13 protein-coding genes are annotated in these 12,142 nt (G+C 61.8%); 10 read left to right on the forward strand and 3 right to left on the reverse strand.

Going from position 1 to position 12,142, the window contains the following annotated elements:
- Positions 1 to 92: 92 nt before the first annotated feature.
- Complete coding sequence (locus BN1121_RS17040; protein ID WP_005357111.1) at positions 93 to 299, reverse strand: hypothetical protein; 207 nt, start codon at positions 297 to 299, stop codon at positions 93 to 95.
- Positions 300 to 488: 189 nt separating this feature from the next.
- Between BN1121_RS17040 and BN1121_RS17045 the strand changes: the two genes are divergently transcribed.
- The 10 genes from BN1121_RS17045 to hemB all read left to right on the forward strand — a co-directional run bounded on the left by BN1121_RS17045 (position 489) and on the right by hemB (position 8,627).
- Positions 489 to 1,754, forward strand: a complete 1,266-nt coding sequence (locus tag BN1121_RS17045) for a cytosine deaminase (protein ID WP_005357106.1) — start codon at positions 489 to 491, stop codon at positions 1,752 to 1,754.
- 78 nt (positions 1,755 to 1,832) lie between these two features.
- Positions 1,833 to 2,210 carry a fluoride efflux transporter CrcB gene (gene crcB, locus BN1121_RS17050; RefSeq protein WP_005357103.1) on the forward strand — a complete coding sequence of 126 codons (378 nt, stop codon included), beginning with the start codon at positions 1,833 to 1,835 and terminating at the stop codon, positions 2,208 to 2,210.
- Positions 2,211 to 2,275: 65 nt separating this feature from the next.
- Complete coding sequence (gene ubiE, locus BN1121_RS17055; RefSeq protein ID WP_005357101.1) at positions 2,276 to 3,028, forward strand: bifunctional demethylmenaquinone methyltransferase/2-methoxy-6-polyprenyl-1,4-benzoquinol methylase UbiE; 753 nt, start codon at positions 2,276 to 2,278, stop codon at positions 3,026 to 3,028.
- 8 nt (positions 3,029 to 3,036) lie between these two features.
- Positions 3,037 to 3,648 (forward strand): ubiquinone biosynthesis accessory factor UbiJ, encoded by a 612-nt coding sequence (locus tag BN1121_RS17060; protein ID WP_005357098.1) that lies wholly within the window; start codon positions 3,037 to 3,039, stop codon positions 3,646 to 3,648.
- A complete protein-coding gene (gene ubiB / locus BN1121_RS17065) occupies positions 3,645 to 5,282 on the forward strand; it encodes a ubiquinone biosynthesis regulatory protein kinase UbiB (RefSeq protein WP_005357095.1) in 1,638 nt (545 codons plus the stop codon). Before BN1121_RS17060 ends, ubiB begins: the two co-directional genes overlap by 4 nt.
- A 42-nt stretch (positions 5,283 to 5,324) precedes the next feature.
- Positions 5,325 to 5,561, forward strand: a complete 237-nt coding sequence (tatA, locus tag BN1121_RS17070; protein ID WP_005357092.1) for a Sec-independent protein translocase subunit TatA — start codon at positions 5,325 to 5,327, stop codon at positions 5,559 to 5,561.
- Positions 5,562 to 5,564: 3 nt separating this feature from the next.
- Positions 5,565 to 5,966 (forward strand): Sec-independent protein translocase protein TatB, encoded by a 402-nt coding sequence (tatB, locus tag BN1121_RS17075; protein WP_005357088.1) that lies wholly within the window; start codon positions 5,565 to 5,567, stop codon positions 5,964 to 5,966.
- Positions 5,963 to 6,721 carry a twin-arginine translocase subunit TatC gene (tatC, locus tag BN1121_RS17080; RefSeq protein ID WP_005357086.1) on the forward strand — a complete coding sequence of 253 codons (759 nt, stop codon included), beginning with the start codon at positions 5,963 to 5,965 and terminating at the stop codon, positions 6,719 to 6,721. Before tatB ends, tatC begins: the two co-directional genes overlap by 4 nt.
- 98 nt (positions 6,722 to 6,819) lie before the next feature.
- Positions 6,820 to 7,599, forward strand: coding sequence for a TatD family hydrolase (locus BN1121_RS17085; protein ID WP_005357069.1), 780 nt, complete (start codon positions 6,820 to 6,822; stop codon positions 7,597 to 7,599).
- An 11-nt stretch (positions 7,600 to 7,610) separates the two neighbouring features.
- The gene (hemB, locus tag BN1121_RS17090; protein ID WP_005357068.1) at positions 7,611 to 8,627 is read left to right on the forward strand and encodes a porphobilinogen synthase; all 1,017 of its coding nucleotides are present in this window, start codon (positions 7,611 to 7,613) and stop codon (positions 8,625 to 8,627) included.
- 62 nt (positions 8,628 to 8,689) lie between these two features.
- On the opposite strand, the gene gorA is transcribed toward hemB, so the two are convergent.
- Both gorA and BN1121_RS17100 read right to left on the reverse strand, forming a co-directional pair.
- Positions 8,690 to 10,039 carry a glutathione-disulfide reductase gene (gene gorA / locus BN1121_RS17095; protein ID WP_005357065.1) on the reverse strand — a complete coding sequence of 450 codons (1,350 nt, stop codon included), beginning with the start codon at positions 10,037 to 10,039 and terminating at the stop codon, positions 8,690 to 8,692.
- Positions 10,040 to 10,118: 79 nt separating this feature from the next.
- Complete coding sequence (locus BN1121_RS17100) at positions 10,119 to 12,092, reverse strand: PAS domain-containing sensor histidine kinase (protein ID WP_005357062.1); 1,974 nt, start codon at positions 12,090 to 12,092, stop codon at positions 10,119 to 10,121.
- Positions 12,093 to 12,142 lie beyond the last annotated feature (50 nt).

Below are 12,142 nucleotides of genomic sequence, written 5' to 3' on the forward strand. Positions count from 1 at the left end.
AAAGACTGGGCTTTTTCTTTTTGGTTTTTCATGCAATTTGGCTGCGCTGCTGAGAGTCCTTCATTCTATCGGTCTCACTAATTTTTGTGCAATTAGTGGCCTCGGCATAGGTGGTGGGCGTTAAGGTAGTAGCGTAGTTCACCAGATTGTTGCCTCTCGACCAGCGCAATCAACTCATCATCCCGCTTATATGCCCATTTCCCCTGATGCTGTTCCAGTGGGGGGCGATGAATTCCCATGGCGTTCAGGTACTCATTAAACTGGCTGGCGTTGCCTATTTCGGTGAGTATCTTCTTCATGGCATCCTCCCATATAGAAACAAACCTACTTCAGCCTAGGCGAAGCGATCTGAATGAAGCCTTAACTGAGCGTGTTTTGTTCGTCATGGCCTGTGTGGCAGTCCGGAACAGATCGCTAGTAGAGTGCTTTGAGGCTGCTTGAGTCATAAGGGCTTATGCCTCCCTTATAAATTTCGCGGAGAGCTATCGATGCTGATTGAGAACGTCCGCCTGCCTGGCCAGATCGGTCTGTGGCAGATCCTGTGCGAGCAGGACACTATCCGGGCTATTGTGCCCATGGGCCAACCCTTGCCGGCGGCGACCGTTCTGGATGGGGAGGGCGGTCTTGCCATTCCTCCTTTCGTCGAGCCGCACATCCACCTCGATACCACTCAGACCGCCGGCGAGCCGAGCTGGAACCTCTCCGGCACCCTGTTCGAGGGGATAGAGCGCTGGGCCGAGCGCAAGGCGCTGCTGACTCATGATGATGTGAATCGCCGCGCGATCCAGACGCTGAAGTGGCAGATCGCCAACGGCATCCAGTTTGTGCGCACCCACGTGGATGTGTCAGACCCCGAGCTGGTTGCCCTCAAGGCGATGCTCGAGGTGCGCGAGGAGATGGCCCCCTGGGTGGAGCTGCAGATCGTCGCCTTCCCCCAGGAGGGGATCCGCTCCTTCCCGAACGGGCTGGAGTTGTTGGAAGAGGCGCTGCGCCTCGGGGCCGACGTAGTGGGGGCGATCCCCCACTTCGAGTTCACCCGCGAGTACGGCGTTGAAAGCCTGCACCGCATGTTCGAACTGGCCGAGCGCTACGATACCCTGATCGACGTGCACTGCGACGAGATCGACGACGAGCAGTCGCGCTTCGTCGAGACCCTGGCGACCCTGGCGCTTGAGCGCGGCTGGGGCGAGCGGGTCACCGCCAGCCACACCACCGCCATGCACTCCTACAACGGGGCCTATGCCTCGCGCCTGTTCCGTCTGCTGCGCATGTCGGGCATCAACTTCGTGGCCAATCCGCTGGTGAACATCCACCTGCAGGGACGCTTTGATACCTATCCCAAACGACGCGGCATCACCCGGGTCAAGGAGATGCTGGAGAGCGGCATCAATGTCTGCTTCGGCCACGACGACGTGTTCGACCCATGGTACCCGATGGGTACCGCCAACATGCTGCAGGTGCTGCACATGGGGCTGCATGTCTGTCAGCTGATGGGTTACGAGCAGATCGACCAGGGGCTGGATCTCATCACCCATCACAGCGCCCGTACCCTGCATATCCAGGATCGCTATGGCATCGAGGTTGGCAAGCCGGCCAATCTGCTGATCCTGCCTGCCGACAGTGGATTTGACGCGGTGCGCCGTCAGGTGCCGGTGCGCTACTCGGTGCGCCACGGCAAGGTGATTGCCCAGACCCGCCCCGCCACCACGACGCTCCATCTGGCGGACGAGGAGCCGGTCGACTTTCGCCGCTGAGCCCGCGATTAATTGCCGCCCCTGTCACGGGGGCGGCCGAGGGCGCATAATGATCCTCCATTTTCCAAGGAGTGACCCATGCAAACCTGGTTACTGGTGGCCGCCGGCGGCGCCGTGGGGGCCTGCCTGCGCTTCGGGATTGGCGAGCTGACGGCGCTGCTGTTCGGTCGCCACTTTCCCTACGGCACCCTGACGGTCAACGTGATCGGCTCCTTCATCATGGGGCTGGCGTACGCCCTGTTGCAGCACGGTCATGTGCTGGAGCACCCGATGAAGCCTCTGCTGATGGTGGGGCTACTCGGGGCACTGACCACCTTCTCGTCGTTCGCCCTCGATACCCTGGTGCTGATGCAGCACGGCGACTGGCTCAAGGCAGCTCTCAACATCTTGCTCAACGTTGGGCTCTGCCTGCTGATGGTGTTTTTGGCCATGCAGCTGGTCCCCGCCCGGGGTTGAGGTGTCCGGACGCGGCCCGCTCTGGTAAACTGGCCGTCCAATCTTTGGTCTACAGGTACAGTAGGATGTCTGAGCAGGCTGCCACCACCCATTTTGGCTTCAAGACGGTTGCTACCGAGGAGAAAGAGACGCTGGTTGCCGGCGTGTTCCACTCGGTCGCGGCCAAGTACGATCTGATGAACGACTTGATGTCGTTCGGCATCCATCGTCTGTGGAAGCGCTTCACCATCGACTGCTCCGGCGTGCGCAAGGGCCACAAGGTGCTGGATCTGGCCGGGGGTACCGGCGATCTGACCGCCAAGTTCTCCCGTATCGTGGGTGAGACCGGTCAGGTGGTGCTGGCCGACATCAACGACTCCATGCTCAAGGTGGGCCGTGACAAGCTGCGCAACCTCGGCATCAGTGGCAACGTCGCCTTCGTCCAGGCCAATGCCGAGGCACTGCCCTTCCCGGACAATCACTTCGATCTCATCACCATCGGCTTCGGCCTGCGCAACGTGACCGACAAGGCGAAGGCGCTGGCCTCCATGTTCCGCGTGCTCAAGCCGGGCGGCCGCCTGCTGGTGCTGGAGTTTTCCAAGCCCGAGAGCGAGGTGATGGCCAAGCTCTATGACCTCTACTCCTTCAAGCTGCTGCCCAAGATGGGCGAGCTGGTCGCCAACGACAGCGAGAGCTATCAGTACCTGGCCGAGTCGATCCGCATGCACCCGGATCAGGAGACCCTGAAGGGGATGATGGAGCAGGTCGGCTTCGAGGACGTGAGCTACTACAACCTGACTCAGGGTGTGGTTGCCCTGCACCGCGGTTACAAGTACTAGGTCGCCCCATGCCGATGGATGCCTTCATCACTGCCGCGGTCGAGACCGCCTGCAATCAGCTATTGGCCCGTGATCCCACCTCTGCCGGCAGGCAGAAGCGGTTGCAAGGCAAGACTCTGCGCCTTCATGTGCGAGAGCTCAAGCCCCTCTGGTTCGTCTTCTCCGTCGGGCGGGTCGATGTGCTGGCTGCCTATGAGGGGGAGGCCGATGCCGGCCTCATCCTCAGCCTCTCGGCCTTGGGGTTGCTGCGCGACCCGTCGGCCCTGACCCGCTATATCCGCGAGGAGCGCCTCGATATCGAGGGGGATCCCCAGCTGGTACAGGCTTTCGGCAGCCTCTTTGGCGAACTCGCCATCGACTGGGAGGAACAGCTCTCCCGCTACACAGGTGATGTGCTTGCCCATACCCTGGTGAGCGGCGCTCGCCACGGCCGGCGGTTGGTCGCGGCTGAGCTGGAGCGCAGCCGGTTGCAGCTGGCCGAGTACCTGACTGAGGAGATCCGCCTCGCGCCCGGTCCGCTCGAGGTCGCCAGCTTTAATGACGACGTCGAGATGCTGCTTGAGCGGCTGCGTGCCGCCGAGTTGCGTCTGGCCCGCCTCGAGCAGAGGATGGGTGCATGACGTTCAAAGAGTTCTCCCGCCTCTATCAGATCACCCGCATCCTGCTGGAACACGGCATGGATGAGCTGGTGCCGGCGCGCTACCAGCCCTGGCCCGCGCGGCTGGCCCGTCGCAGCCTGTTCTGGTTCAAGAATCGTAACGGGTCGCGCAGTCGGGGGGAGCGGATCCGCCTCGCCTTCGAGGCGCTCGGCCCCATCTTCATCAAGTTTGGTCAGATGCTCTCGACCCGGCGCGATCTGTTGCCGCCGGATATCGCCGAGGAGCTGGCCCTGCTGCAAGACAGGGTGCCCCCTTTCTGCGGTCAGGCGGCCCGCCGTCAGATAGAGGCGAGTCTGGGTGCCCCCATCGAGCAGCTGTTCGATGACTTCGACGAGACGCCGCTGGCGTCGGCCTCCATCGCCCAAGTTCACACGGCGCGCCTCAAGGAGAACGGCCGCGAGATCGTCATCAAGGTGATTCGCCCGGACATCGAGCCGGTGATCGAGGCCGACCTGCGTCTGATGATGACCATGGCGCGGGTGGTGGCTCGCTTCATGCCCCAGAGTTCGCGTCTGCGCCCGGTCGAGGTGGTGGCCGAGTACCGCAAGACCATAGAGGGCGAACTCAACCTGATGCGCGAGGCGGCCAACGCCATCCAGTTGCGCCGCAACTTCATCGGCTCCGAGGCGCTCTACGTGCCCGAGGTGTTCACCGACTATTGTCAGGAACACGTGCTGGTGATGGAGCGGATCTACGGCATCCCGGTCTCCGATATCGAGGCGTTGGAGGCCAACGGCACCAACATGAAGTTGCTGGCCGAGCGCGGAGTCGAGGTCTTCTTCACTCAGGTGTTCCGCGACAGCTTCTTCCATGCCGACATGCATCCGGGCAACATCTTCGTCGCCTACGAGCACCCGGAGAATCCCCAGTGGATTGGTATCGACTGCGGCATCGTCGGCACACTGAATCGCGAAGACAAGCGCTACCTGGCCGAGAATTTCCTCGCCTTCTTCAATCGTGACTACCGCCGGGTGGCGGAGCTGCACGTGGAGTCGGGCTGGGTGCCTGCCGATACCCAGGTAGAGGAGTTCGAGTTCGCCATTCGTACCGTGCTCGAGCCCATCTTCGAGAAGCCGCTCGATCAGATCTCGTTTGGCCACGTACTGCTTAATCTGTTTAACACCGCCCGCCGCTTCCACATGACGGTACAGCCTCAGCTGGTGCTGCTGCAGAAGACCCTGCTCTATGTGGAGGGGTTGGGGCGCCAGCTCTATCCCCAGTTGGATCTGTGGCAGACCGCCAAACCCTTCCTCGAGCACTGGATGCGCGAGCAAGTTGGCCCTAAAGCGGTATTGAATGCTATCCGGGAAAAGGCACCCTATTGGGCGGAAAAACTGCCTGAGTTGCCGGAGCTGGTCTATGAGACCCTGCGCCAGACCCGCAACCAGCAGCGCCACTTCGATCGGCTGTTTGACGACTTCCGCCGTCACAGCCGGCGCCAGGGACAGGCTCGCTACCTGCTCGGCATGGGGGCGACCCTGCTGCTCGGTGGCATCATACTCTATTCAATCCAACAACCCGATTGGGCAGGCCTCAGCCTGGGAGCCGCAGCCTGCTGCTGGCTGGCCGGCTGGTTCAAGGCCCGCGCCCACTGACACAACAAATCCGCGCCATTGGCGCGAGTGAGGAGACTACACATGGGTGGTATCAGTATTTGGCAACTTCTTATCATCGGCCTGATCGTGGTGCTGCTGTTCGGCACCAAGAAGCTGCGCGGTATCGGCGGCGATCTCGGCGCGGCGGTGAAGGGCTTCAAGAAGGCGATGTCTGACGACGAACCGACTCGCGATGCCGACTTCGACCAGAAGAAGATCGCCGACCAGGGCCAACAGCCGCTGGATACCCAGAAGCAGAAAGACAAAGATCAGGCCTAAACCATGTTCGACATCGGTTTCTGGGAGCTGATGGTCATCGCCGTGGTGGCCCTGGTGGTGCTGGGGCCCGAGCGGTTACCGGAGGCGGTGCGCACCGTGGCCAAGTGGGTCAAGCTGGTGCGCAGCACGGCCAATGCGGTGAAGATGGAGCTCTCCGAAGAGCTGCGGATCCAGGAGCTGCATAACGACCTGAAGAAGGCCGAGAAGCTCAACATGCAGAACCTGAGTCCCGATCTGCAGGCTTCCATCGAGGAGCTGAAGGCGGCCGCCGCCTCGGTCAATCGTCCCTATGCCAAGGACGAGGCAACCAGCTCGACTGGGCCACAGCTTGCTGGCGGTGAGCCGGAGCCCATCATCGCGCCTCCGGCGACCGAGCAGCAGAAGCAGGAGGAGGTGAAGCCATGAGCGATCCCCAGGCCGAGCAGCCCCTGCTCACCCATCTGATCGAACTGAGGAGCAGGTTACTGCGCTCCCTGGCCGCCATCATGCTGGTTTTCGTGGCGCTGATCTATTTCTCCAATGGCATCTATGACTTCGTGGCCCGGCCTCTGCTCAGTCAGTTGCCGGCCGGCACCAGCATGATCGCAACCGATGTGGCGACCCCCTTCATCACGCCGATCAAGCTGACCCTGGTGGTCTCCTTCTTCCTCGCCATTCCTTATCTGCTCTACCAGGCCTGGGCCTTCATCGCCCCCGGCCTCTACCAGCACGAACGGCGCATGATCCTGCCATTGGTGGTTTCCAGCGCCCTGCTGTTCTATGCGGGCATGGCATTCGCCTACTACGTGGTGTTCCCGCTGGTGTTCGGCTTCTTCACCAGCACGGCGCCGGCCGGGGTGACGGTGGCGACCGATATCGCCAGCTACCTCGATTTTGTGCTCACCCTGTTCTTCGCGTTCGGGGTGGCGTTCGAGATCCCGGTGGCGACCATACTGCTGTGCTGGACAGGGGTTACCACGCCGCAGAGCCTGAAGGCGAAACGTCCCTACGTCATCGTTGGGGTCTTCGTGGTGGGCATGCTGCTGACACCGCCCGATGTCTTCTCCCAGACCTTGCTGGCCATCCCCATGTGGGGCCTGTGGGAGCTGGGCCTCTTCTTTGCTCGCTTCTATGTGCGCAAGGATGAGAGCGAAACAGAAGATGTATCCGAGGGGGGCTGAGGCCCCCTTCCTCTTTTCAGGGGGAGCCGTCAGGCGTATGGTAGGGGCCCAAATAGAGATGGATATCGTTTGAAGGTATCCCGAGCAGTGGACAGGGCATGATCGATATAGGGGTAAACCTCACCAGCAGTCAGTTTGCCGGTGAACAGGCGACCGTGGTGGCCAGGGCGCAGGAGGCCGGAGTCCAGGCTCTGATCCTCACAGGTACCGATTTGGACGGAAGCCGCGAGAGCGCCGAGCTCGCCGCGCACTGGCCGGGCTTTTGCTTCTCCACCGCCGGGGTTCACCCCCACGATGCCAAGAGCGTCGACGATGGGACCCTGTCCGCCCTGCGCAAACTGGCTGCCCTGCCCCAGGTGGTGGCCATCGGCGAGTGCGGCCTCGACTACAACCGCGACTTCTCCCCGCGCCCGATGCAGGACGCCGTATTCGATGCCCAGCTGGCGCTGGCCGCCGAGCTGGGGATGCCGGTGTTCCTTCATTGCCGCGATGCCCATGCCCGCTTTGTCGAGATCCTGCGTCCCTGGCTGCCGCGCCTGTCCGGAGCCGTGCTGCACTGCTTCACCGGCAGCGATGCCGAGCTCGACGAGTGCCTGGCCCTGGGGCTGCACATCGGGGTCACCGGCTGGATCTGCGACGAGCGCCGTGGCGACGAGCTGCGCCGTCAGGTGGCGCGCATTCCGGTTGGCCGCCTGATGATCGAGACCGACGCTCCCTATCTGGTGCCACGCGATATCCGCCCGCGCCCCAAACGTAATGAACCCGCTTTCCTGCCGCACATTGCCCGCGTGGTGGCGGCTTGCCGTGACGAGACGCCTGAGGCCTTGCTGGCCCACACCCGGGCCACCTCGGCGGCCTTCTTTCAACTTCCACTCTAGGAGACAAGTTTATGGCCATTACCCTGCCGGGTGCCTTCCCGGGTCGCCGTCTGCGCCGAGCCCGTGCCACCGAATTCAGCCGCCGCCTGATGCGCGAGAACGTGCTGACGGTCGACGATCTCATCTATCCCATGTTCGTGCTGGAAGGGAAGAATCGCCGCGAGGCCGTGGCCTCCATGCCGGGGGTTGAGCGGGTCTCTATCGATCTGTTGCTCAAGGAGGCCGAAGAGCTGGTCGCCCTGGGCGTGCCGGCGGTGGCCCTGTTCCCGGTGACGCCGCTCGAGAAGAAGAGTCTGATGGCGGAAGAGGCCTATAGCCCGGAGGGGCTGGCCCAGAAAGCCACCCGCGCCCTCAAGCAGCATTTCCCCGAGCTGGGGGTCATCACCGACGTGGCCCTGGACCCCTTCACCACCCATGGTCAGGACGGCATCATCGACGATCAGGGTTATGTGATGAATGACATCACCACCGAGATCCTGGTCAAGCAGGCGCTCTCTCACGCCGCGGCCGGTGCCGACATGGTAGCCCCATCCGATATGATGGACGGGCGCATCGGTGCCATCCGCGCCGCGCTGGAGGCCAATGGTTTCGTCAACACCCAGATCATGGCCTACTCGGCCAAGTACGCCTCCCACTACTATGGCCCGTTCCGCGACGCGCTCGGCTCGGCCGGCAACCTCGGCAAGAGCAACAAGGCGACCTATCAGATGGACCCGGGCAACAGTGACGAGGCGCTGCACGAGGTGGCATTGGACATCGCCGAAGGGGCCGACAGCGTCATGGTCAAGCCGGGCATGCCCTATCTGGATGTGGTGCGCCGGGTCAAGGATCAGTTCGGGGTGCCGACCTATGCCTACCAGGTGAGCGGCGAGTACGCCATGCACATGGCCGCCATCCAGAACGGCTGGCTGAAGGAGAAGGAGTGCGTCCTCGAGTCCCTGCTCTGCTTCAAGCGGGCCGGCGCCGACGGCATCCTCACCTACTTCGCCAAGCGGGTGGCTCAGTGGTTGAAGGAAGAGGCTCGTTAAGGGTCTGCTCAGCACAAAGAGAGGGGGAGCCAATGGCTCCCCCTCTTTATTTCACGAGCGCATCAGCGCATGGTGACAAACTCTTCGGCGCTGGTGGGATGGATGGCGACGCAGTTGTCGAAGTCCGCCTTGGTGGCGCCCATCTTCATGGCGACACCGAAGCCTTGCAGGATCTCGTCCATGGCATAGCCGATGCCGTGCAGGCCGACCACCTTCTCTTCCGGGCCGGCGCACACCAGCTTCATGCGGGTGGGCTGGCGATGTTGGGTGAGGGCCGAGTACATGGAGGTGAACTGGCTCTTGTAGATCTTGACGTTGGTCTCGCCGTATTCGGCGATCGCCTCCGGCTCGGTCAGGCCAATGGTGCCAATGGGGGGGTGGCTGAAGACTACGGTCGGCACCAGCCGATAGTCGAGGTGCTCGCTCGGCTTGTTATTAAAGAGGCGCTCGGAGAGACGGCGCCCGGCGGCGACGGCCACCGGGGTGAGCTGAATCCGTCCCGTGTTGTCGCCGACTGCGTAGATGCCGGGCACCCTGGTGTTCTGGTACTTGTCGGTCGGGATGTAGCCGCGCTCGTCCAGCTCGATGCCGGTGGCGGTCAGGTTGAGCTGGTCGGTAGCCGGCACCCGGCCAATGGCCCAGATGAGGCAATCGACCGTCAGGTGACGGCCGTCTTCCAGGTGCAGGGTCAGGCTGCCGTCGGCGTTGCGGATCACCTCACGCGGAACCGCGTGGGTGTGCAGCCTGGGCCCCTCCTTCTCCATGACTTCGACCAGGGTCTCCTGCACCATGGGGTCGAAGCTGCGCAGGGGAGCGTGCTTGCGCACCAGCAGGTGGGTTTCGGAGCCGAGCGCGTGCAGCACGCCGGCGATCTCGACGGCGATATAGCCGGCACCGACCACGGCGACGCGTTTAGGTTGTTCGTGCAGTTCGAAGAAGCCATCGGAGTCGATGCCGTACTCGACGCCCGGGATGGAGGGTGTCTCGGGGCGGCCACCGGTGGCGATGAGAATGTGATCGGCGCTGTAGCGTTCACCGTTCACCTCTATAGTGTGGGCATCCACGAAACGGGCGAAGCCCTTGATGACGGTAATCTGGTTCTTGGCCAGCACGTTGTTGTAGGAGCCGTGGATCCGCTCTATGTAAGCCTGGCGAGACTCGACCAACTTGCCCCAGCTGAAGTGATTGAGTGTGGTATCGAAGCCATAGTCGGGGCCGTACTTGAGGGCATCGGCGATCTGGCCCGCATACCACATGGCCTTCTTGGGTACGCAGCCGACGTTGACGCAAGTTCCCCCCAGTTCTTTCGCCTCGATAAGGGCCACCTTCTTGCCGTACATGGCAGCCCGGTTAGCCGAGGCGATGCCGCCACTGCCACCGCCGATGGCGATATAGTCGAAGTGCTGGGCCATTTGGTTTCTCCGCTCATATTGTTTTGAATAGATGAAATGGGGCTGCCCAAGGGTGAAGGCAAGCCCCGTGAGCAGGATGTTATACCGACACGCGCTCCATGGGCAGGCGGATCAGGAATTGGGCGCCCTCGCCTGGCTGGCTGTGGCAGGTGATACGGCCGCGTAGCAGCTGGGCGATCAGGTTATAGATGATGTGGGTGCCCAGGCCGCTGCCGCCCTGGCCGCGCTTGGAGGTGACGAAGGGTTCGAACAACCTGGGCATGATATCCGGGCTTATCCCCTTGCCGTTGTCGCGATAGTCGATGACCAGCTCGCCGTCGGCATAATCGATGGCGATGGTGATCTTCTTGGGTCTGTCCCATCCGTCGAAGGCATGGTTGATGGAGTTGAGGATCAGGTTGGAGTAAATCTGGGCGAAACAGCCGGGGTAGGAGTGCACCACCAGCTGCGAGTCGCACTGGATGTCGACCTCGCACTGGGATTTGCGCAGTTTGTGGCCGAGCGAGACCACCACCTGATGCAGGTTCTCCGCCACGTTGAAGTTGTAATGGGCCTCTGAGGATTGATCCACCGCCACCTGCTTGAAGCTGGCGATGAGCTCGGAGGCGCGGCGCAGGTTCCCCTGCAGCAGTGACATGGACTCGTCGAGATTGGTGACGAAGTCGGTCAGATAGGTGCGCGACAGCTGCTTGGATTCGATGTGTTGCTTGAAGTCGAGAACCCGTTCCTGCAGGTAGGAAGAGGCGGTAACGCTGATGCCAATCGGGGTGTTGATCTCGTGGGCCACCCCCGCCACCAGTGAGCCCAGCGATGCCATCTTTTCGGATTCCACCAGGGTCTGCTGAGCCTGTTTGAGATCGTCGTAGGCCTTGGTGAGCTGGTTGTTGCTCTCGCTCAGACTGCGGGTTCGCTCGGTGACCTTGGCCTCGAGCTGCTCGTTGAGCTGGATGATCTCGCGCTCGACCTGCTTGAGCTTGGTGATGTCATAGCCAAAGCCGATCAGGTATTTGAGCTCTGGGCCTTCATAGAAGGGCACGAAGGACCAGAGCAGGATCAGTTCGTGATCCTGCTGATCCTGCATGTGCACTTCCAGCTCTTCGACCATGCCCAGATGCTCCAGGCGCTCCGAGACACTCTCCCGCTGTTGGGGATTGACGAACAGATCGAGCCAGTTTTTGGTGAGGATCTCATTCTCTACATAGCCGGTCAGCAGGGTGGCGGCCGGGTTGATGCTGGCGATGGCGAGGTTTGGCTCGAGGCAGCAGATCAGTACGTTGGAGGAGTTGATCAGGGTGGCAGAGAAGTCCCGCTCCTGTTGCAGCTGCTCGAGCGCCTGCTGGCGGGCGTTGAACTCGTTGCCGAGGCGTGCCCGCATCTGGTTGAGAGCGGCGGCCAGGGAGTCAAACTCATCGGGGTTGGGGCGGGGCAGGGGACGCCCCTCCAGCTCCAGCTCCTCGGTCAGGCGTTCCAGCCGGAGTTGCTCTGCATACTGCACGATACGGTGAATGTGTCTGACCACCATGTAATAGATGATGAGCAAGATGCAAAATGAGACCACCAGGGTCTTGATGGTTTGGCTCACCAGGATCAGGACCGATTTCTCCAGCAGGCGCTGATAGATCTGCTCGAGTGAGGCGGCCACAAACAGCTTGCCAACCACTTCGCCCTGATAGGTGAGGCTAAATTCACGCGAGATGTCGTAGCTGGGGCGCTCTTTACCCTGAGAGAGCAGGGGCACCTCGGAGTTACCGAGCAGCTCCTTGACCATCACGAATTCCATGCTGGGCAGATTCATGATCCCCTCCAGCTGCACCTTGACCTGCTCTTCGTCCAGGTTCCACAGGCTGGCCGCTATAGGTTGCAGGAAAGAGGCTTCGATCTGGCTGATGCTGCCCTGAATCATGGCCACGTCTTTGCGGTAGTCCCAGGCCAGTTGCAACAAGGTGATAAGGAAGGCGAGCGCGGTACTGCACAGGAGAATATAGGAGAGCAGGCGGTAGGAGAGACTGCTGCGCCGCATGGCCTTGATGGCCTTGGAGAGGAATCCTGACATATCGTCCTTGCTGTCCGGGGAACCAGATGAGATTTAGCCTAAGTGTAAAC

It is taken from the genome of Aeromonas diversa CDC 2478-85 (genome assembly GCF_000819805.1).
In the GTDB taxonomy this organism is placed as follows: domain Bacteria; phylum Pseudomonadota; class Gammaproteobacteria; order Enterobacterales; family Aeromonadaceae; genus Aeromonas; species Aeromonas diversa.